Genomic DNA, 19,089 nt, shown 5'->3' with positions numbered 1-19,089 from the left:
GTCGGGGGAGAGGGCTAGATTGGCCGGCGTGAGTGACGTGGCGACCGGCACCTCCATCGAGTCGCATTTGGAGCCGTACCGTTCGGAGTTGACCGGCTACTGCTACCGGATGCTGGGCTCGGCCTTCGAGGCCGAGGACGCCGTGCAGGACACCTTCGTGCGGGCGTGGCGCAACTTCGAGCGGTTCGAGGGCCGGTCGGCACTGCGGACCTGGCTGTACCGGATCGCGACCAACGTCTGCCTGACCATGCTCACCAGCGCGCAGCGCCGGGTCCGGCCGATGGACCTCGGGCCCGCCGGGTCGGGCGACGCCACGCACGCCGGTGAGCCGCGTCCCGACGAGATCTGGGTCGGCCCGGTGCCGGACAGCCGGGTGCTGCCGGAGGGCAGCGACCCGGCCGAGGTGATCGCGGGCCGCGAGTCCGTGCGGTTGGCGTTCGTCGCCGCGCTGCAACACCTGCCGCCGCGGCAGCGGTCCGTGCTCATCCTGCGGGAGGTGCTGGCCTGGTCGGCCCAGGAGGTGGCCGACCTCCTCGGCACCACCGTGGCGAGCGTCAACAGCGCCCTGCAGCGGGCGCGGGCCACCCTCGCCGCCGCCGACACCACCGCCGACGTCTACCGGCCGCTCGACGAGGAGCAGAAGGCGCTGCTCGCCCGGTACGTGAAAGCGTTCGAAGCGTACGACCTGACCGCCCTCACGACGCTGCTGCACGAGGACGCCACGCTGTCGATGCCGCCGCTGCCGCTGTGGTTGCGCGGCCACGGCGACATCCTCACCTGGATGGGCGGCACGGGCTGCGGATGCCGCGGCTCCCGGCTGGTGCCGGTGGTGGCGAGCGGCCTGCCGGCGTTCGGGCAGTACCGCCCCAGCCTCTCCGGCTCCGGGCACGACCCGTGGGCGTTGATCGTGCTGGAGATCTCAGGCGGGCGGATCGCGGGCGTCAACAACTTCCTCGACACCGCCCGCCTGTTCCCGTTGTTCGGGTTGCCGGGCCGGCTGGAATAGCGCGTCGGTCAGGCCGAGCAGGTCGGCGAGCTCCAGCAGGCCGGCGCCGGCGCCGCTGACCACCAGCCGCCAGCCGTGCCGCCGCGCGGTCACCCGCAACCGGGCGAGGGCCTCGATCGTGACCACGTCCGGGCGGGCCCGGCTCACGTCGCAGACCACCACGCCACCGTCGTTGCCGCGCAGCACCTCGGCCAGGTCATCGCAGCGGGCGGGGATGTCCGCGCGGGTCAGCGTCGCGCCGACGGCGAAGGAGATCGCGGGGGGCGTCACCCGGATAGGACCGCCGGGCGCCGGGAAACTCACCGCACCCGGACCGATGAATCCCGTACGACCCGGTGGTCTGACCCGACCCGGACAACGTCTTCGGCGCGGGCCTCGCCGTCCCACCCGCGCGGATGCCCGGGCTCGCATAGACCATGTTGACTGCGGCTGATAGACCGGGAGGGGACGCGCGCGAAGGAGTTGCCTGTGAGTGGGGAGATGCCGGACCGGGCCCTGACGGCGGCCCTGGCCGACGCCGCGGCGATCCGCGGCACCATCGAACGCAAGGCGACCCACAACCAGAACGTCATCGGCCTGCACCTCACCGTCGTCGCGGCGGTTGCCGGTTTCATCCTCGCCGAGAAGGCCGACCTGCGCCTGCTCCTCATCCTGCCGCTCGTCAGCGCCGCGCTGGGCTTGAACGTCGTCTCGCAGTACCGGGACATCCGCATCGCGGGCGACTACATCGAGCAGGTGCTGCGCCCGGCCATCGCCCAGTACACCGGCAATGGAACCCTCTTCGGCTGGGAGGCGTTCTACTGGAAGCGGAAGCACGACGGGCACCTGGCGCAGGCGGCGGCCATGGGTCTGATCTTCCCGGGCGTCTCCACGCTCGCCCTGGCGATCACCCTGCCCGCGGTGCGGACCCTGGCCGATCGGCTGGCCTGGGTCGTCGGGGCGGGGATGCTGGTGCTCCTGCTCGCCTCCTGGACGAACCGGCTGTCGGAGATGGCCCGTGCCCGGCGCGTGCGGCTCCTGCGACGGCGGATGCCACCGGCGGCCGACACGAGGGAGGCGGAGCCGGCGGCCGGTTGACGCGCGGCCCGCGACGCCGCCGGATCAGGAGCGTTCGACCGGCGGGTGACGACGAAGCGCGCCGCCGCCAGCGCCGCAGCAGTGCGGGCGTGGCCGTCCTCACAGCTCTGCTGCCCGCAAATCCGAAGGCGGAGTGTCGGTGGCGAGGGCTAATCTTCCTGCGAGCGTTCACCCCTCGCAGGTCGCGCCGGCCCGCCGGCAGGCGCCGCGCCGCCACCACCGCTCACCCGTTCGGTTGATCCGACTTCAGGAGATTTCGTGACACAGCAATCCGTCGCGGCACCGCAGCCTGTCCCGACATCGGACAAGCTCGACGCCGCGGTCCTCAAGGTGGCCGGTGTCGTCGTGCTCGGTGCGATCATGTCGATCCTCGACGTGACGGTGGTCAGCGTCGCGCTGCCGACGTTCCAGAACGAGTTCGACGCGTCGTACGCCCGCGTGGCGTGGACGATGACCGGCTACACCCTCGCGCTGGCCACGGTGATCCCGCTCAGCGGGTGGGCCGCCGACCGGTTCGGCACGAAACGCCTCTACATGATCGCGTTGGCGTTGTTCACGATCGGGTCGGGTCTGTGCGCCACCGCCGACACGATCGGCGAGTTGATCGGCTACCGGGTGCTGCAGGGCCTGGGCGGGGGCATGCTCATGCCGATCGGCATGACGATCATGACCCGGGCGGCCGGGCCGAACCGGATCGGCCGGCTGATGGCCGTCCTCGGCATCCCGATGCTGCTCGGCCCGATCGGCGGCCCGATCCTCGGCGGCTGGCTGATCGACGTGGCGAGCTGGCACTGGATCTTCCTGATCAACCTGCCGATCGGCGTCATCGCGCTCGTCTACGCGCAGCTGGCCCTCCCGAAGGACAACCCCGAGCCGTCCGAGTCCTTCGACTTCCTCGGCATGCTGATGCTCTCGCCGGGTCTCGCCCTGTTCCTCTACGGCGTCTCCACGCTGCCCGAGACCGGCACGTTCGCCGATTCCGAGGTGTGGGGGCCCATGCTGGTCGGGGCCGCGCTGGTGGTGGCGTTCGTCCTCTACTCGTTCAAGCCCCAGCACCCGCTGCTCGACCTGCGGCTGTTCCGCAACCGCCGGCTGACCGTCGCGGCGGTGACCCTGTTCGTCTTCATCATCGCGTTCATGGGCGCCGGCCTGCTGTTCCCGAGCTACTTCCTGCAGATCCGCGGCGAGTCGACGCTGCACGCCGGCCTGCTGATGGCGCCGCAGGGCCTCGGTGCGATGGTCACCATGCCGATCGCCGGCATGCTGGCCGACAAGGTGCCGGTCGGGCGTACGGTGCCGTTCGCGCTGCTGCTGATCGTCGCCGGGTTCTTCACCTTCACCCAGGTCGACCCGAACACGTCGTACGTGCTGCTCTGCGGCTCGCTGTTCGTCATGGGCCTGGGCATGGGCGGCACGATGATGCCGATCATGACCTCCGCGCTGAAGACGCTCACCGGCCACGAGGTGGCGCGCGGCTCCACCCTGGTGAACATCCTCCAGCAGATCGGCGGCTCCGTCGGCGCCGCGGTGATGTCGGTGATCCTCACCAACGAGCTGAACGGCTCCCGGCCGATCCCCGGTGCGACCGACCCGCAGGGCAACCCGGTCACCGAGGCCGGGCTGGCCATCGCCGTCCAGCAGCAGCCGGAACTGGCCCAGCAGATGCCGGTCGACCCGTCGCTCCTGGAGCGCGGCCTCGACTACGCCGCCAACTCCTTCGGCACGACGTTCTGGGTGGCGTTCGCGCTGGTGCTGCTGACGTTCGTGCCGGCCGCGTTCCTGCCCCGCCGGCGTGAGCCGTCGCACCTGCTCGACGACCAGCCCGGCGAGCCGGGGGAGCAGCCGAAGACGCCCGTCGTCGTCCACTGAGCCGACCGTCGAGGGCCGCCGGGCACGTCCCGGCGGCCCTCGCGCGGCCCGCTGCACGTGGTCGCGGCCGGGGCAGGACCGGCGTGATCAGATGCCCGGGGGTGTGTACTCGACCTTCTCCCGGGTCGCCTCGTCGACCTCCTGCGGCGTCAGCACCGGCGTGACCCGGGTGTCCAGGCCGCCCGCCGCCCGGATGTCGATCGCCAGCCCGGCGGCGGTCTTGTGGTCCGGCAGGTCACACACCACGTACGTGTCGTCCGCGCCGAACCCGAAGTACATCGACTCCATCGTCCCGCCGACGTTCTCGACCATCGTGCGTACGACGTCGGCACGCTTGGTGCCGCCGTCCTTGCTCAGGCCCTTCATCCCGTCGACCGTGTAGGTCGACCTCAGCAGGAACTTCGCCATCTCGGCACCTCCCCAAGACGCTGCGGCAGCCGGGCTCAGCCCGTACCCTGCCGTTGGACGCGCTCGCGGCCCTCGACCTTCGCGCGGCCCTGGTCCCGCTCGCTGCCGGAGCTTCCGGTCGCCGTGCGCAGGTGCCGGGCCTTCGGCGAATGCTCGACCGGAGAACCCTGGTGACCGCGTGCCCCGCTGCCGGGATGACGGCGCCCGCGCGCCGACTCGCCGCCGGGATCATGCTTGTTCGGCTTGTGGCTACCCATGGGCCGCGCGTACCCGGTACGGCGGCCAGTACGCATCCCGTCGATGAGCCGAACGCGACGGGGACACCCGATGACCCGTTCCAGGGCGACGGAGTGGCGCGGCGCGCGGGGTGTCAGGCCGCCTCGCGCAGCCGCTCATCCAGCGCGTCGAGGTCGGGCACGAACCAGACGTGCCCACCCTGGTTCGACTCGTGGACGAGGGCCCGCAACGCCGACGATTCCGCCAGGTACGCCGAGATGTCGCCGACGATCGCGAGCCGCAGCCGGTAGTTCACGAACTTCTGCATGATCTCGCCGGCGAACCGGGTGCCCAGCGAGAAGAAGCTTGCGTCGAGCCGGCTCGCCGGCACGGCCACCACCTGCGCGCCGAGGAACGCCGACCCGATGAGGTCGAGCGCGTCCTGCTCGGTGGCGATCACCGGCCCGGCCGGGTCGACCACCAGCACCGGTACGCCGGCCCGCTCCTGGATGTCGTCAGTCACCGCCGAGCACCCCGTCCAGCACGGAGTCGACCAGGCGCAGCAGGTCCGCGGTGGCGGTCGGGTCGCCGAGGATCACGAGGGTCATCCGGTTCCGTTCGTCGTCGTACATGGTCTGGAGCCGCAGCGGGGGGCCCGGGTCGTGGCGGGTGGCCGCCCCCGCCTGGACGAGGGTGCCGAGCCGGTCGGCGGCGGCCCGGTCGACGCCGTCGATGCGGACGATGCTGGACACCTCCACCGGCCCAGCGGGCGGCACCGGGGCGGCCGGTGCGGCGGAACCGGTCAGCGCGGCCAGGTCGCGGGCGGCGATCCGATACTGCTTGCCGATCCGCACCGCCCGTAGTTGTCCGGACCGGATGTAGCCGCGCACCGTCCGCACGTGCAGGCCGAGCCGCTCCGCCACCTGCTCGACCGAGTACATTTCTTCCGTCATCGTTCCCTAAGCGTAGCCGATAGGGAAGGTTGGAGGATGATGAGGGGTGGAGCTGTGGGTGGACGGTCAGGCTGACCGCCGGTGTGCCGAGCCCGGGGTGACCGGCCCGAGCGGGGCGGCGCGGCGAAGCGCGGACGGTTACTGTGGCGGTCCGTGACTCCGATGACACTGCGTCGCGCCGGCCGCGCCGGACTGGTGCTCTTCGCCCTCACGGCCTTCGTGCAGTTCCTCCTGCCGTGGTTCGCCGGCGACGACGGCGAGGTGGTCATCGGCCTCGACCTGACGTACGTGGAGGCCGAGTTGCCGGAGCCGGCCAACCCGTTGACGCAGTACTTCCTCGAGGTGGCGCCGCTGCCGGCGTACGTGGCACTGCTGCTCGCCGGCACCGTGGCGGCGCGGCGGCGCTGGGCCCGGCTCGTGGCGGTGGTCGTGGTCGTGCTGGCGGCGGCGCTGGCCGTGGTGGCGGCAGTCGGCCTGCTGTCCGCCGTGGAGGACTACTGGGAGCCGTACGAGGCGGTTCGGTACCAGATGTACGCGGTCGTGACCGGCGGGCTGGCCGTGCTGCTACTGGCGGGTGCCGGCGTGCTCGCGGCCGGGCTGCGGCGCGCGTACGACGGTCTCGTCGCCGGGTTGCTCGTCGCCTTCGCCGCGTTCCAGATGGTCGGGGTCGGGCTGCTCGCCGGGGAGGGAGTGGGTGCCTCGATGACGGCCGTGCCGTGGCTGGCCGGCGCCGCGTACCTCGCCGCCGCCGTCTGCGCGGTCCTGGCGGCGGTCGGCTCCGCGTCCGGGGACCGGACCGACGACGCCGCACCCGCGCCGCCACCGCCGCTGGTCCGGGCCTGACGCCGCGGCGGCGACCCGATCATCGCCCCTTCGGGGCCTCCGCGCCCTCCAGCAGCCGGCCCAGGCCGGTGACGCCGGGGCCGATCCGCTTGACCTGGCTGTCGAAGAGCAGGTGGATCGTGCCCTCGGCATCCATCGCGAGGCTGAAGTGGCCGTCGTACTCCTCGCCCAGCGGGTAGCACTCGCCGGCCGCGGCCAGGCTGTCGAACCATGTCTTCCGGCCGCGTCACAGCGCCTCCCTGAGGTGGAAATCGTTCCGCCACTGTTGCAGCAGAGGTCGTGCGCGCCGTGGTCGGGGGAAAGTCCGGCGCGCCGTGTCGGTGGCTTCGACTACCGTGCGGAGGTCATGGAGCCGCGGCGCGTCGAGGCCATCATCGGGCGGGAGCACCCCGCGGGCCTGCTGCGCGCGGAGCTCGACCGGGCCCTCGCCAGCCACGGCGGTCTCGTCCTGGTGACCGGGGAGCCGGGCATCGGCAAGACCACGCTGGTCACCGCGCTGGCCGAGGAGGCCCGCCAGCGCGGCGCACTGGTGCTCGGCGCCGCCTGCTGGGATTCCGACAGCGCCCCCGGCCACTGGCCGTGGGTCCAGGTCGTCCGGGGCCTGCGCCGCTCGGCGGACGACTGGGCGGTCGCCCGGGCCGCCGCCGAGCCCGGCCTCGCCGCCCTGCTCGGCGAGACGCCGGCGGTGCGGGGCGACGGGGCGGATTCGTCGGCAGCGGGCGGGACCGGGACGGCCGCCTCCGGCGCGGACGGCGGGGACGAGGAGGCGTTCGCCCTCTACGACGCGGTGACGACCGCGCTGGTCGCCGTCTCGCAGCGCCGGCCGGTCGTGGTCGTCCTCGACGACCTGCACTGGGCCGACCCGGCCTCGATGCGGCTGCTGGCGTTCGCCGCCCAGCACACGTGGTTCGAGCGGCTGCTGCTCATCGGCACGTACCGCGACGCCGAGGTCGAGGCGGCCGACCACCCGCTGCGCCCGCTGCTGATGCCGCTGGTGACGAAGGCGACCACGGTCACGCTCGACGGCCTCAGCCGGGACGAGGTCGGGGCGCTCATGACGCGGACGGCCGGCCGGGAGCCGGACGCCGCCCTCCTCGACGAGGTGCACCGGCGCACCGGCGGCAACCCGTTCTTCGTCGAGCAGACCGCGCGGCTCTGGCGGGTCGATGGCGCGGTCGACCTGATCGCCCCGGGTGTCCGCGAGGCCGTGCGTCGCCGGCTCGCCCAGCTTCCCGACGTGGTGGTCGACGCGCTCACCGTCGCCGCCGTACTGGGGCGGCAGTTCCACCGGTCCGTCCTCGCCGCCTGCGCGGGCACCCCGGCGGCCCAGGTCGACCGCCTCCTCGACCGTGCCGTGACGGCCCGGCTCGTGGTCGCCCGCGGCGGCGGGCGGTTCGCGTTCGCCCACGACCTGGTGCGGGAGACGCTCTACGACGGGCTGGACGAGGCCGAGCGCCGGGACCGGCACGCGGCGGTCGTCCGGGCCGTCGACCGCGAGCCGGCGCTGACCGAGCGGCTCATCCCCGCCGACCTGGCCCGCCACGCCTGGCTCGGCGCCGGGATGCTCGACCCGTCCCGGGTCGCCGACCTGCTCGTCGCCGCCGCGCGGGACGCCAGCGGGCGGATGGCCCTGGAGGAGTCGGCCGTCCACTACCGCCGGGCCCTGGAGATCGTCGAGGACCCGCCCCGCCGGGTCCGGATCCTGACCGAGCTGGGGGAGCAGCTGTCGCACTCCGGCGGCCGGGACGAGGCGCGACGGCTCCTCGCCGAGGCGGCGGAACTGGCCCTCGAGATCGACGATCCCGCGCTGCTCGCCCGCGCCGCGCTCACCGTCCACCGGCACGGCTGGACGCCCGTCGGGCAGGTGGTCGAGACGGACGCGCTGCTGCGCGAGGCGTACCGGCGGCTCATCGGCGAGCCCGACGACACGCTGCCGGCGGCCACGGTGGTGACCGACCTGATCACCGCCACCGAGACGCTCGCCCGCCGCGGCCGGGACGACGAGGCGCTCACCTTCAGCCTCTGGGCCCGCCACCACACCACCTGGGGCCTCGGCAGCGCCGCCGACCGCGCCACGATCACCGCCGAGATCCGCGAGGTCGCCCGCCGCAGCGGCGACCGCGAGACCGAGATGTGGGCGACCAGCCTTCGCTGGGTGGCGCTGCTGGAGCTCGGGGATCCCCGCTACACACAGGAGCACGCCGCGTTCGTCTCGGCGGGCCGCGGGTCCGACGTCGACCGGCACCGGATGGCCGGTGCCATCGACGGCGGCATCATCGCCGCCTGCCGGGGCGACTTCGCCCGGGCCGACGCGCTCTTCGGCGAGCTGGTCGGGTTCGGCGAGTGGGACCAGTCCGAGCACGGCTATCTCGGGCACCACCTACGCTGGTCGCTGCTGCTGCTGCAGGGCCGGTACGACGAGATCGACACGCTGCTGCACGGGCTCGACCCGACCGACCACACCTACCTGGAACTGGTCCGCGGCATCACCGCCGCCGAACGCGGCGACGTGGCGACCGCCGTCCGCCTGGTCACCGAGATCGAGGCCGCCGGTGCCCCGTACCCCCGGCCGGTGTCGCCGCTGTGGCTACGCCTGCGTGCCCAGGTCGCCGCCCGCACCGGGGACGCCCGCCGCTGCGCCGAGGCACGGGAGGCGCTGGAACCGTACCGGGGGCAGTGGCTCGCGGCCCTGTTCGGATGCGACGTCAGTGGGCCCGTCGACCACTGGCTCGCGCTCATCGACCTGGCGCGGCAGCGGTGGGACGACGCGGTCGCCGGCTTCGGCGCCGCCCGCGAATCAGCCGACCGGATGGGCGCCCGGCCCTGGTCGCTGCTCGCCCGCGCCGGTCTGGTCGTCGCGCTGACCGGCCGTGACAAGCCCGGCGACGCGACCGCCGCCGCCGAGCTGCGCGCCGCGACGGTACGCGAAGCCGCCGCGCTCGGCATGGCCCAGGTGCTCCAACGCCTCGGCGAGACACCGGCGCCCACACCCGGGTCCGGCCCGCCGACCACCGAGCCGGCCGTCCCGGAGCCCGGCTCGTCGACGACACCGGCAGAACCGGGCTCGCCGAGGGCGGGCGCGCGGGGATGTTCCGCCATGGCGACGATGATCGGGCCGGACTGGATGGCGCCGCTGCCGTGGTCGCCCCCCGGCGCAACGCCGCCCGTGCCGCAGGACCGCCCGCCGACGGAGGTCCACGAGTTCCGGCGCGACGGTGACGTGTGGCGGCTGGTCTACGGCGGCGTGGTGGCGCATCTTCCGGACGCCAAGGGGCTTCAGGATCTGCACCTGCTGCTCAGCCGTCCCGGTGTGGACGTCGCCGCGGTCGAGTTGCTCGACCCGGCTGCCGGGCCCGACCTGGTAGCCGCGCACCGGCTCGGTGCAGACCCGGTCCTGGACGACGAGGCCAAGGCCCGCTACCGGCGCCACCTGGAGCGGCTCGACGACGAGATCGACCGGGCCGCCGCCCGTGGCGACGAGCGCAAGGTCGCCGCCCTCGACGCCGAGCGTGCCGCCCTGCTCGACGAGTTGCGGGCGGCGGCGGGCCTGGCGGGACGCACCCGGCGCCTGGGTGACCAGGCCGAACGCGCCCGCAAGGCGGTCACCGCCCGGATCCGCGACACGCTCCGTCGCCTCGATGACCGGCATCCGGCCCTCGCGGCGCACCTGCGCGAGACGGTCTCCACCGGCGGCTCCTGCCGCTACCTCCCGCCCGACCCCCCGCGCTGGCACCTGTAACACCCGTGAACCACGAGATCTTGGAAGGAAACGGCCCTCCCGAGGGCCACCTTCTTCCAAGATCTCGGGAAGCACGCCGCCGGGCGGGCGCCGCCACGAAGGTGGCGGCGCCCGCGCCGGTCCGCGGTCAGCGGCGGTTGTAGCGGTACATGGTCAGGGTGCCGAAGACGGCCACGAAGCCGGCGCTCCACAGCAGCAGCCACATCGTGTTCGTCGCGTCCGGCGAGCCGGCCATCACCCCGCGGACCGCGGCCACCAGGTGCGTGATCGGGTTGACCTTGACGAACGCCTGGAGCCAGCCGGGCATCGTGGCCGGCTCGACGAAGACGTTGCTGAGGAAGGTCAGCGGGAACAGCACCATCATGCTGACCCCCATCACCGACTTCTCGCTGCGCAGGACCAGGCCGAAGAACGTCCAGACCCAGGAGAACGCGAACGAGAAGACCACCAGCAGGCCGATCCCGGCGACCACACCGAGCACGCCGCCGTCGGGGCGGAAGCCCAGGACGAGGCCGACGCCGAGGATCACCACGGCGGCGAGGACGTAGCGCAGCACGTCGCCGAAGATCATCCCGACCAGGGCGGCCGGCCGCCACACCGGGAGCGTACGGATGCGGTCGAAGACGCCCTTCTCGATGTCGTTGTTGAGACCGAGACCCGTGTACATGGTGATCATGACGACGCTGGTCACCATGATGCCGGGCAGGAAGAACTGCAGGTAGGCACGGGGGCTGTCGGCGAGGGCGCCGCCGAACAGGTACGTGAACATCAGCACCATGATGATCGGGAACGCGGTCACGTCGAACAGCTGCTCGGGGACGTGCTTGATCTTCAGCAGCGCCCGCCAGCCGAACGTCAGCGACGCCGACAGCGCGCCCGGCCTCGGCGGTCGCTCGCCGGGCGCGAGGACCGTGGCCAGCGCCTCGGTCGACGGGACGTAGACGGACGGGGCCCGCCCGGTCGTGGTGGTGGCGGTGTCGCTCATCGGGCTGCCTCCAGCTGCTCGTCCCGCTCGTCCGTCGGGGTCGCGGGGTGGTCGGTCAGGGCCAGGAAGACCTCGTCCAGGCTCGGCTGGCCGAGGGAGAAGTCGTCGACGACGATGCCGGCGCGGGCCAGGTCGGCCAGAGCGCGGGCGGCCTGCTCGCTCGCCGCCAGGTCGGAGCCCTCGCCGCCGACGCGGGCGGTGAGCGCGACCGGGTCCGGCTCCAGCTGCACCGGGACGCCGAGCGCCGCGTGCAGCACCTTCTCGGCCTCCGGCCGCTGCCCGGCGTCGCGCAGGCGCAGGTGGACGGTGCCGGAGCCGACGGACGACTTCAGCTCGCCCGGGGTGCCCTCCGCGATCACCCGGCCGTGGTCGACCACCGCGATGCGGCCGGCGAGCTGGTCGGCCTCGTCCAGGTACTGCGTGGTCAGCAGCACCGTGGTGCCGTGCGCCACGACCGCCCGGACGATCTCCCACACCTGGTTGCGGCTGCGCGGGTCCAACCCGGTCGTCGGCTCGTCGAGGAAGAGCAGATCCGGCGTGTTGAGGATGCTGGCGGCGATGTCGAGGCGCCGGCGCATGCCACCGGAGTACTTCTTCACCTGCCGACCCGCGGCCTCGGTCAACCCGAACGCGGCCAGCAGGCTCTCCGCTCGATCGCGGGCGGCCGGCTTGCGCAGCCCGAGCAGGCGGCCCAGGAGCACCAGATTCTCCATGCCGGTCAGGTCCTCGTCGACCGAGGCGTACTGGCCGGTCAGGCTGACCCGGGAGCGGACCGCGTCGGCCTGGTCGACCACGTCGTGGCCGAAGACCCGGGCCCGACCACCGTCGGGACGCAGCAGGGTGGCCAGCACCCGGACGGCGGTGGTCTTGCCCGCACCGTTCGGGCCGAGTAGGCCGTAGACGGTGCCCGCCGGGACCTGCAGGTCGAGGCCGTCGAGCGCCCGGGTCGACCCGAACGCCTTGCGGAGGCCCTCGGCCTCCACGGCCGGGCCGGTGGTGCGCGTACTCATGATCTCTACCTCTCTTCGGGGAACTTCAGGAGACGTACGGGCGGGCTGCCCGGGCGTCCCGCAGTGCCAGGCCCCACCAGGCGAGCTGGTCGAGCAGGACCGCGGCGTCCCGGCTCAGCCGGTCCTCGGCGAGCGGGGTGGGCCCGCCGCAGAGCAGGTCGACGCCGACGACGTCCCGGACGGTCATGGCGTGCAGCGCGGTGAAGACCGTGCGGAGCTGGTCGACCGCGTGCAGACCCAGGGAACCGCACCCGTACGACACGAAACCGACGGGCTTCGCCTGCCACTCGTCGTACGCGTAGTCGATCGCCTGTTTCAACGACGCCGGGAAGCTGTGGTTGTACTCGGGGGTGACCACGACGAACGCCTCCGCGCGGCCCACCTCACCGGCGAAGGAGCGCATCGCCGGCGTCGCCTCGGCGGGCCAGGTGGCCGGGAAGTCGTAGTCGGCGAGGTCGAGGACGGAGACGGTGAGCTGGGCGCGCCGCCGGGCCTGCGCGACGAACCAGCGCGCGACCTCCTCGCCGGCCCGCCCCTCCCGCGTGCTGCCGATGATCACGGTGAGCCGCAGCGGTGTCATGACTCCACCTCCTCTCACCGGGAGGGCGCCAGACGGTCCGCCAGATCCGATCTGGCGGACCGGACCGTCGGTGGCGGGTGGTCCACTGGACGCGTGAGCGACATGCGCATCATCCCCTGGCAGGCGGACGACCTCGACCTGCTGCGGCAGCTGAACGCCCCGGAGATCCGGCGGCACACCGGGGGGCCGGAGACCGACGAGCAGGTGGTGGCCCGCAACGCACGGTACGCCGGGTTCGGCGCCACCGGCGGCGGCTGCATGTACACGATCGCGCTGCCCGACGGGACGAAGGTCGGCAGCGTCGGGTACTGGGAACGCGAGTGGCGCGGCGAGCAGGTCTACGAGATGGGGTGGGCGGTGCTGTCCGCGTACCAGGGGCGGGGGCTGGCCTCGGCCGCGGTGCGCGCGGTGCTCGACGTGGCCCGCGCCCGGCGGACCCGGCGGCACGCGCACGCCTACCCGTCGGTGGACAACCCGGCCTCCAACGCCGTGTGCCGGCGGGCCGGGTTCGTGCTGATCGGGGCGACGGACTTCGAGTACCCGCCGGGCCACACCATGCGCGTCAACGACTGGCGGGCCGACCTGGGCGACCAGCGCCGGGTCCGCCCGGCCGGCGCGGGTCGCGCCGGTCGCCGGACGGCAGGTCAGGCCGGCACGTAGTCGAACGTGTCCGGGTTGGGGCCCTGCCGGCCCGCCTCCCCCCGGTCGAGCCCGGTGAGCCGCTCCATCGTCGCGTCGTCCAGCTCGAAGTCGAAGATCCGGAAGTTCTCCTCGATCCGGGCGGGCGTGGTCGACTTCGGGAAGACGACGTCGCCGCGCTGCACGTGCCAGCGCAGCACGACCTGGGCCGGCGTACGCCCCACCTGCTCAGCGATGTCGCTCACGGTCGGATCGTCGAGCACCTTCCCCTGCGCGATCGGCGACCACGCCTCGGTCACGATGTCGTGCCCGTGGTCGTACCCGCGCACCTCCTCGTTACCGAAGTACGGGTGCACCTCGACCTGGTTCACCGCCGGCACCGTGCCGGTCTCGGCGGCGAGCCGCTCCAGGTGCGCGACCTGGAAGTTCGACACTCCGATCGAGCGGGCCCGGCCGTCGCGCCGGAACTCCTCCAGCGTCTTCCACGTCGACACGTAGTCGCCGTCGTAAAGGGTGGGCAGCGGCCAGTGGATGAGGAAGAGATCGATGTAGTCCATCTTCAGGGCGGCGAGCGTGGAGTCGAAGGCCCGCCGCGCGACGTCCGGCCGGTGGAAGCCGTTGTTGAGCTTGCTCGTGACGAAGACCTCGCGGCGGTCCAGCCCCGACTCGCGGACCGCCTGGCCCACCTCGGCCTCGTTGCCGTACATCTCGGCGGTGTCGATGTGTCGGTAGCCGACGTCCAGGGCGGTGCGCACCGCCCGCACGGTGTCCGTCGGGGCGATCTGGAACACCCCGAAGCCGAGCTGCGGAATGGTGTTGCCGTCGTTCAAGCTGATGTTCGGGATCGGGTAGGCCATTCGTGCCGCATACCCGCCGAACGTGCCCGGCTCACCGGCACCGGCCGGAGAACCGGGCGACATCTCAGGTCAGGTCGGCCGGCACCAGGTGCCGGACGAGGTCCTCGTCGGGCCGGTAGCCGCTCGCGCTGTGGATCCATCCACCGCTCGTCACCCGTGGCCGAACCGTTACGCCGCCAGCTCGGCGAGCGTGCGCACCGACCGCCAGTTGCGGGTGGTCGCGACGACGCCGAGCTTCTTCTCCAGGTACGTGTTGGTGAACTTCGACCGGCCGTAGCCGCCGTCCGGGTAGTGCAGGAACACCTCCCGCCCGGTGACCGTGAACGCCACGGTCTCGCCGCCCGGCACGGTGAGCCCGGCCACCGCCGACGTCGCCGGCGTGGCGGCGAGGAAGGCCACCAGCAGCCGCGTCGGGTCGTCCTCCCGGTCGGCGTACGGGTTGCCGCCGGCCACCGCCGCCATCTCCCGGCCGCTGCGGACCAGCACCGGCACCGTGAGCCCCAACTCGTCGGCGAGCGCCCGCTCGATGCCACGGGCCAGGGCGTCGGCGTCGCGGACGGTGCTGCCGAAGACCACGTTGCCGCTCTGGAGGTAGGTCTGCACGTCCTGGTGACCGAGGTCGGCGACGAGGCGGCGCAGATCCGCCATCGCGAGGCGGACGCCGCCGACGTTGACCCCGCGCAGCAGGCCCACCCAACGGGTCATCGACACCGCCCCCTCCGCTCGCCACGCAGCCTAACGCCGGCATCCGACAGCCACCCGTGGCACGCTCCTACCGCGGTTGGAGCGACCGAACAGTGGCCCCGCCACCGGACGTTCGGTGGCGACCATCGGCCATTCGGCAGCCTGCGTTCTGATCTTGTCGACTGCTAGAGTCCGCGCTGGTCGGATGCGCTCTGCGGGGGGAGGAACCGACGGTGGCGACGGCGTTCCGAGACGCACTGGCACAGATGCTCAAGGCCCGCTTCCCGATGCTCTACGTCGAGTCGTCCGAGGAGCAGCGGGTCATTGCCGAGGTCAGCGCCGTGGCGCGGGACGCCGCCCTCGTCCGTACGCCTCGCGCCGTCTGGACCTGGTCGCTGACCACCGGGCTCGTGCAGCCTGACGGCGCCGCCCGCAAGGGCACCACCGAAGCCGAGGACGCCCTCGACGCCGCGCTCCGGGTCGACCAGCCGAGCGTCCTGATCTTCAAGGACCTGCACCCGGCCCATGGTGGTGGCGACCGGCCGGGCAGTCCCGCGGTGGTCCGCCGGCTGCGGGACCTGGTGGCGGCGTTCAAGTCCGGCGCGGTGCCGCGCACCCTCGTCCTGGTCTCGCCCGTGCTGCACATCCCGGCCGACCTGGAGAAGGACGTGACGATCGTCGACTTTCCGCTGCCCACCGAGGCGGAGATCCGGCAGGTACTGGACGGGATCATCGCCGCCAACTCCGCCAGCGGCCGGATCCGGATGGCGCTGGACGACCGCGGCCGGGAACGGTTCGCGAAGGCGGCGCTCGGGCTCACCCTGCACGAAGCGGAGAACGCCTTCGCCCGCGCCATGGTGAACGACGGGGTGCTCGACGCCCGCGACCTCGACGTGGTGCACGAGGAGAAGCGGCAGACCGTCCGCAAGTCGGGGCTGCTGGAGTTCGTCGACGCCGCGGTCGACCTCGGCGACGTCGGCGGGCTGGAGAACCTGAAGCGGTGGCTGGCCAAGCGGGACGGGTCCTGGCTGGCCGAGGCGGCGGCGTACGGGCTGCCCGCGCCCCGGGGCGTCCTGATCACCGGCGTGCCGGGCTGCGGCAAGTCGCTGACCGCGAAGGCGATCGCCGCGGCGTGGGGCCTGCCGCTGCTACGGCTGGACGTCGGCCGCGTCTTCGCCGGGCTCGTCGGATCCAGCGAGCAGAACATGCGCACCGCCATCCGGACGGCCGAGGCGACCGCACCCTGCGTGCTCTGGGTGGATGAGATCGAGAAGGGCTTCTCCGGTAGCGCCTCCGGCGACTCTGGCACCTCCGCCCGGGTCTTCGGTTCCTTCCTGACCTGGATGCAGGAGAAGACCCGCCCCGTCTTCGTCATCGCGACCGCCAACGACATCGAGGCGCTTCCTCCGGAACTGCTCCGCAAGGGACGCTTCGACGAGATCTTCTTCGTGGACCTGCCGACCCGCGTGGAGCGGGCGTCGATCTGGCGGGTCCACCTCGCCCGGCGGCTGCGCAACCCGGCCGTGGCCGGCGAACTCGCCCTCGACGACGCGCTGCTCGCCGAACTCGCCGGGTTCAGCGAGGGCTACTCCGGGGCCGAGATCGAACAGGCCGTCGTCGCCGGGCTCTTCGACGCGTTCTCCGAACGCCGCCCGCTGCGCCGCGACGACCTGGTCCGGGCCCTGGCCAGCATGGTCCCGCTCAGCGTCACCCAGGCCGAGCGGATCGACGCCGTACGCTCCTGGGCCGACACCCGCGCCGTCGCCGCCACCGCCGCGGAGGACTGGGACCTCGGCGGCCGTCCCGGCGCCACGGGTGCGGCAGCCCGTCCCGGCGCGCCGCCGCAGCGGCGGCAGGGCGGGCGGGCGGTCGAGTTCTAGGGTGTGCGTCAACGACGGGAAGAGGGACCGGATGAGCGTCTCACTGATACTGCTGCCACTGGCCATCGCCGCCGTGGCCGCGACACACGGTGCGACCGCCGGGCGGGACGCCGACGGTCGCGTCGTCTGTCAGGTGCGGACACGGATGCGGGACGAGACCCTGCTCGCGGCCGCGCTGCACGACACCGCGGCCGTGGTCACGACCGAGCCGGACGTGATCATCGCGGACTGGGCGGGCGTACGGGCGAGTTTCCAGCGCGGCGCGGATGGCATCTGGTCGGCGCACTTCACCGGCGAGGCCGACGAGCAGCGGGCCGTCGAGATCGTGCGGGCCGTCGACGCGGCCTACGGGCGGCAGGTGCAGCGCGCGGTGCTGGCGCGGCTGCGCGACCAGGCCCCGGCAGCCGGCCTCCGCCTCGAGTCCGAGCAGGTCACGGAGGACGCGAGCGTCCGCCTCGTGTTCGCGGTCGAGGGCAGGACGTCGTGAGCGGACAGCCGCGGATCGTCGTGACCGTCACCAGCGAGGGCGTGGTCAGCGCGGAGACCCGGGACGTGCTCGGCGACGGCTGCCTGGACTACGTCACCGTGCTGGAGGACCTGCTGGCGGCCCGGACGGTGCAGAGCGCCTACACCGCCGACCACACCCGCGCGACCGTGCTGGAGCACCAGGAGGAACATGATGTCGAGCGCGCCTGACCCGGGATGGCCGCATCCGCCCGCCGGGCCTCCGGCCGCGAGCCTGAGTTGGCGGGTCCTGCACAGTTGGTGGCTGCTGCTGCCCATCCTCGGCCTCAGCTGCCTCGGCGGCTTCGGATTCCTCTACGTGGGGCTCCGCGCCCGGCGCCCGGCGTGGTGGATCTCCGGCATCGTCTACACCCTGGTGGGGTGGGCGGCCTTCCTCGTCAGCGGCGAATTCGAGCAGGGCAGCACCGGCAACAACTGGGCCATCGGTACGGCGATCGCGGTCTGGGCGGCCACCATCCTGCACGGCGCGCTGATCAACTCCGCGTGGCTGCGCTGGCGTGCCGGCTACCGCCCCTGGTACGCGCAGTCGGCCGCCGCGGCGCCGTGGTCCGGTGGCGCCTACCCGCCGGGTCCGCTCGCCCCGCCGCCCGGCGGTCCCGGCCACCCGGTTGCCGCACCGGCCGGCCCGTACCCGCCGACGTATCCGCCCGCGGCACCGGCGTACGCCCCGGGCTCGCCGGCCTTTCCACCCACGGCGCCGGCGTTCCCGCCGCCGTCGCCCGAGCCGACGATGGCGACGCAGCCGCCCGGCGGCTACGTCAACCCCGGCCCGGTCGCCGCGCCGGTGCCGAGCCAGGCGGCGCGGCCCGGCGGGCCGGTCGACGTCAACACCGCTCGGATGGAGGAGTTCGCGGCGCTGCCGGGCTTCGACCCGCAGCGGGCCCGGCACGTGCTGGACGAACGGCACCGGCGGGGCGGATTCGGCAGCCTGGCTGAGTTCGCCGCCACCGCCAACCTGGCTCCCCACGAGTACGCGCGGCTGCGGGATGTCCTGGTCTGCGCCCCGCCCACCCCGCCCGGCCCCGGCCCGTCGCCGCACGGGCGCGTCCTGGATGTCTGACGGCGGGCCGGCACCCCGGCCGGCCACCGGTGTGGAGACGGTGGCGGTGGCCCGCTTCCTCGCCGCAACCCGGGCCGAGGGCCCCGGTGAGCGGACCGCCGTCTGGGTGCAGGGCTGCACCGTCCGTTGCCCCGGGTGCTTCAACCCGCACATGTGGAGCTTCCGGGGCGGGCAGCGGATCGGCCCCGCCGACCTCGCCCGCCGGGTGCTGGACGCGGGGACCGAGGGACTGACGCTGCTGGGCGGCGAGCCGTTCGACCAGGCGGGCCCGCTGGCGACGGTCGCCGCCGCGGTACGGGCCGCCGGCCGCTCGGTGATGACATTCACCGGCTACCCGTACGCCGGCCTGCGGCGCGCGGTCGACGCCGGGCGGGACGACGTGGCCGCCCTGCTCGACCAGACCGACCTGCTCGTGGCCGGGCCGTTCGAGCAGGACCGGCTCGACACCACCCGACCCTGGGTGGGCTCGACGAACCAGGAGTTCCTGCTGCTCAACGATCGCTTCCCGAGGTTGCTCGACGAGCTGGCGCAGACCCCCGACCGGGTCGAGGTCACCGTGGACGTCGCCGGGCGGATCGCGGTCAACGGCTGGGCCGACGTGGACGCCCTCGACGAGCTGCTGGCGTCGGTGGGCCGTCCGCAGCCACGCCCGCTGGTGGCGGACGGGACCGGCGCGCACGGCTAGCGTGCCGGGAAGAGTGCCGCACACCTCGCCGGACTGTCCGCGGCCTTCGCCCGCGCCGGCGGCCCGTACACAC

At 73.3% G+C, this 19,089-nt stretch carries 21 protein-coding genes; 11 read left to right on the top strand and 10 right to left on the bottom strand.

Going from position 1 to position 19,089, the window contains the following annotated elements:
* Window positions 1-28 precede the first annotated feature (28 nt).
* Entirely contained in the window at window positions 29-1,006 is a 978-nt protein-coding gene (locus AB0873_RS04990) for a sigma-70 family RNA polymerase sigma factor (protein ID WP_366598465.1), read from the top strand.
* On the opposite strand, the gene AB0873_RS04985 is transcribed toward AB0873_RS04990, so the two are convergent.
* A complete protein-coding gene (locus AB0873_RS04985; protein WP_366598464.1) occupies window positions 920-1,276 on the bottom strand; it encodes an STAS domain-containing protein in 357 nt (118 codons plus the stop codon). The two genes, AB0873_RS04990 and AB0873_RS04985, sit on opposite strands and share 87 nt — an antisense overlap.
* Window positions 1,277-1,474: 198 nt before the next feature.
* On the opposite strand from AB0873_RS04985, the gene AB0873_RS04980 reads away from it, so the two are divergent.
* Together AB0873_RS04980 and AB0873_RS04975 are read left to right on the top strand one after the other, a co-directional pair.
* On the top strand, window positions 1,475-2,083 hold the full coding sequence (locus tag AB0873_RS04980) for a hypothetical protein (protein WP_366598463.1): 609 nt from the start codon (window positions 1,475-1,477) through the stop codon (window positions 2,081-2,083).
* 258 nt (window positions 2,084-2,341) lie between these two features.
* A complete protein-coding gene (locus AB0873_RS04975; protein ID WP_366598462.1) occupies window positions 2,342-3,952 on the top strand; it encodes a DHA2 family efflux MFS transporter permease subunit in 1,611 nt (536 codons plus the stop codon).
* A gap of 87 nt (window positions 3,953-4,039) precedes the next feature.
* Here AB0873_RS04975 and AB0873_RS04970 read toward each other — a convergent pair whose 3' ends face one another.
* From AB0873_RS04970 to AB0873_RS04955, 4 genes are all read right to left on the bottom strand, one after another.
* Window positions 4,040-4,360: a GYD domain-containing protein gene (locus AB0873_RS04970; protein ID WP_155333843.1), complete on the bottom strand. Its 321-nt coding sequence runs from the start codon at window positions 4,358-4,360 to the stop codon at window positions 4,040-4,042.
* A 35-nt stretch (window positions 4,361-4,395) separates the two neighbouring features.
* Window positions 4,396-4,617, bottom strand: a complete 222-nt coding sequence (locus AB0873_RS04965; protein ID WP_366598461.1) for a hypothetical protein — start codon at window positions 4,615-4,617, stop codon at window positions 4,396-4,398.
* 113 nt (window positions 4,618-4,730) lie between these two features.
* Entirely contained in the window at window positions 4,731-5,099 is a 369-nt protein-coding gene (locus AB0873_RS04960) for a DUF4180 domain-containing protein (RefSeq protein ID WP_366598460.1), read from the bottom strand.
* Window positions 5,092-5,529: a helix-turn-helix domain-containing protein gene (locus tag AB0873_RS04955; RefSeq protein ID WP_366598459.1), complete on the bottom strand. Its 438-nt coding sequence runs from the start codon at window positions 5,527-5,529 to the stop codon at window positions 5,092-5,094. Before AB0873_RS04955 ends, AB0873_RS04960 begins: the two co-directional genes overlap by 8 nt.
* A 153-nt stretch (window positions 5,530-5,682) precedes the next feature.
* Between AB0873_RS04955 and AB0873_RS04950 the strand changes: the two genes are divergently transcribed.
* On the top strand, window positions 5,683-6,372 hold the full coding sequence (locus tag AB0873_RS04950; RefSeq protein WP_366598458.1) for a hypothetical protein: 690 nt from the start codon (window positions 5,683-5,685) through the stop codon (window positions 6,370-6,372).
* Window positions 6,373-6,718: 346 nt separating this feature from the next.
* The gene (locus tag AB0873_RS04945) at window positions 6,719-10,111 is read left to right on the top strand and encodes an AAA family ATPase (protein WP_366598457.1); all 3,393 of its coding nucleotides are present in this window, start codon (window positions 6,719-6,721) and stop codon (window positions 10,109-10,111) included.
* Between the two features lie 127 nt (window positions 10,112-10,238).
* On the opposite strand, the gene AB0873_RS04940 is transcribed toward AB0873_RS04945, so the two are convergent.
* Genes AB0873_RS04940 through AB0873_RS04930 form a run of 3 tightly spaced genes read right to left on the bottom strand, consistent with a single transcriptional unit; the run spans window position 10,239 to window position 12,686 of the window.
* A complete protein-coding gene (locus AB0873_RS04940) occupies window positions 10,239-11,096 on the bottom strand; it encodes an ABC transporter permease (protein WP_155333839.1) in 858 nt (285 codons plus the stop codon).
* Complete coding sequence (locus tag AB0873_RS04935; RefSeq protein WP_155333838.1) at window positions 11,093-12,106, bottom strand: ATP-binding cassette domain-containing protein; 1,014 nt, start codon at window positions 12,104-12,106, stop codon at window positions 11,093-11,095. Before AB0873_RS04935 ends, AB0873_RS04940 begins: the two co-directional genes overlap by 4 nt.
* A 25-nt stretch (window positions 12,107-12,131) precedes the next feature.
* Entirely contained in the window at window positions 12,132-12,686 is a 555-nt protein-coding gene (locus AB0873_RS04930; RefSeq protein WP_366598456.1) for an NAD(P)H-dependent oxidoreductase, read from the bottom strand.
* A gap of 102 nt (window positions 12,687-12,788) precedes the next feature.
* On the opposite strand from AB0873_RS04930, the gene AB0873_RS04925 reads away from it, so the two are divergent.
* Window positions 12,789-13,346, top strand: coding sequence for a GNAT family N-acetyltransferase (locus tag AB0873_RS04925; protein WP_366598570.1), 558 nt, complete (start codon window positions 12,789-12,791; stop codon window positions 13,344-13,346).
* On the opposite strand, the gene AB0873_RS04920 is transcribed toward AB0873_RS04925, so the two are convergent.
* Together AB0873_RS04920 and AB0873_RS04915 are read right to left on the bottom strand one after the other, a co-directional pair.
* On the bottom strand, window positions 13,331-14,182 hold the full coding sequence (locus AB0873_RS04920) for an aldo/keto reductase (RefSeq protein WP_366598455.1): 852 nt from the start codon (window positions 14,180-14,182) through the stop codon (window positions 13,331-13,333). The two genes, AB0873_RS04925 and AB0873_RS04920, sit on opposite strands and share 16 nt — an antisense overlap.
* A gap of 168 nt (window positions 14,183-14,350) precedes the next feature.
* The gene (locus AB0873_RS04915; protein WP_366598569.1) at window positions 14,351-14,887 is read right to left on the bottom strand and encodes a DUF1697 domain-containing protein; all 537 of its coding nucleotides are present in this window, start codon (window positions 14,885-14,887) and stop codon (window positions 14,351-14,353) included.
* A 212-nt stretch (window positions 14,888-15,099) separates the two neighbouring features.
* Between AB0873_RS04915 and AB0873_RS04910 the strand changes: the two genes are divergently transcribed.
* Genes AB0873_RS04910 through AB0873_RS04890 form a run of 5 tightly spaced genes read left to right on the top strand, consistent with a single transcriptional unit; the run spans window position 15,100 to window position 19,016 of the window.
* Window positions 15,100-16,746, top strand: a complete 1,647-nt coding sequence (locus AB0873_RS04910; RefSeq protein ID WP_366598454.1) for an AAA family ATPase — start codon at window positions 15,100-15,102, stop codon at window positions 16,744-16,746.
* 31 nt (window positions 16,747-16,777) lie between these two features.
* Window positions 16,778-17,233, top strand: a complete 456-nt coding sequence (locus tag AB0873_RS04905) for a hypothetical protein (RefSeq protein ID WP_155333834.1) — start codon at window positions 16,778-16,780, stop codon at window positions 17,231-17,233.
* Complete coding sequence (locus AB0873_RS04900) at window positions 17,230-17,442, top strand: DUF2997 domain-containing protein (protein ID WP_155333833.1); 213 nt, start codon at window positions 17,230-17,232, stop codon at window positions 17,440-17,442. The genes AB0873_RS04905 and AB0873_RS04900 overlap by 4 nt, the downstream gene beginning before the upstream one ends.
* The gene (locus tag AB0873_RS04895) at window positions 17,426-18,331 is read left to right on the top strand and encodes a helix-hairpin-helix domain-containing protein (RefSeq protein ID WP_196255766.1); all 906 of its coding nucleotides are present in this window, start codon (window positions 17,426-17,428) and stop codon (window positions 18,329-18,331) included. The genes AB0873_RS04900 and AB0873_RS04895 overlap by 17 nt, the downstream gene beginning before the upstream one ends.
* On the top strand, window positions 18,324-19,016 hold the full coding sequence (locus tag AB0873_RS04890; protein ID WP_366598452.1) for a 4Fe-4S single cluster domain-containing protein: 693 nt from the start codon (window positions 18,324-18,326) through the stop codon (window positions 19,014-19,016). Before AB0873_RS04895 ends, AB0873_RS04890 begins: the two co-directional genes overlap by 8 nt.
* Window positions 19,017-19,089 lie beyond the last annotated feature (73 nt).

The sequence above is a fragment of the Micromonospora sp. NPDC047707 genome (assembly GCF_040704235.1).
Classification (GTDB): Bacteria; Actinomycetota; Actinomycetes; order Mycobacteriales; family Micromonosporaceae; genus Micromonospora.
Note: the sequence above shows the minus strand (reverse complement) of the source record. Positions and strands in the feature narration are given on the sequence as shown.

What these genes read in the sequence shown, in the direction of transcription:
- AB0873_RS04920 (WP_366598455.1), bottom strand. Translation starts at nt 14,182, where the DNA reads ATGGCCTACCCGATCCCGAACATCAGCTTGAACGACGGCAACACCATT.
- AB0873_RS04905 (WP_155333834.1), top strand. Translation starts at nt 16,778, where the DNA reads ATGAGCGTCTCACTGATACTGCTGCCACTGGCCATCGCCGCCGTGGCC.
- AB0873_RS04955 (WP_366598459.1), bottom strand. Translation starts at nt 5,529, where the DNA reads ATGACGGAAGAAATGTACTCGGTCGAGCAGGTGGCGGAGCGGCTCGGC.
- AB0873_RS04970 (WP_155333843.1), bottom strand. Translation starts at nt 4,360, where the DNA reads ATGGCGAAGTTCCTGCTGAGGTCGACCTACACGGTCGACGGGATGAAG.
- AB0873_RS04895 (WP_196255766.1), top strand. Translation starts at nt 17,426, where the DNA reads ATGTCGAGCGCGCCTGACCCGGGATGGCCGCATCCGCCCGCCGGGCCT.
- AB0873_RS04935 (WP_155333838.1), bottom strand. Translation starts at nt 12,106, where the DNA reads ATGAGTACGCGCACCACCGGCCCGGCCGTGGAGGCCGAGGGCCTCCGC.
- AB0873_RS04915 (WP_366598569.1), bottom strand. Translation starts at nt 14,887, where the DNA reads ATGACCCGTTGGGTGGGCCTGCTGCGCGGGGTCAACGTCGGCGGCGTC.
- AB0873_RS04930 (WP_366598456.1), bottom strand. Translation starts at nt 12,686, where the DNA reads ATGACACCGCTGCGGCTCACCGTGATCATCGGCAGCACGCGGGAGGGG.
- AB0873_RS04965 (WP_366598461.1), bottom strand. Translation starts at nt 4,617, where the DNA reads ATGGGTAGCCACAAGCCGAACAAGCATGATCCCGGCGGCGAGTCGGCG.
- AB0873_RS04945 (WP_366598457.1), top strand. Translation starts at nt 6,719, where the DNA reads ATGGAGCCGCGGCGCGTCGAGGCCATCATCGGGCGGGAGCACCCCGCG.
- AB0873_RS04925 (WP_366598570.1), top strand. Translation starts at nt 12,789, where the DNA reads ATGCGCATCATCCCCTGGCAGGCGGACGACCTCGACCTGCTGCGGCAG.
- AB0873_RS04890 (WP_366598452.1), top strand. Translation starts at nt 18,324, where the DNA reads ATGTCTGACGGCGGGCCGGCACCCCGGCCGGCCACCGGTGTGGAGACG.
- AB0873_RS04940 (WP_155333839.1), bottom strand. Translation starts at nt 11,096, where the DNA reads ATGAGCGACACCGCCACCACCACGACCGGGCGGGCCCCGTCCGTCTAC.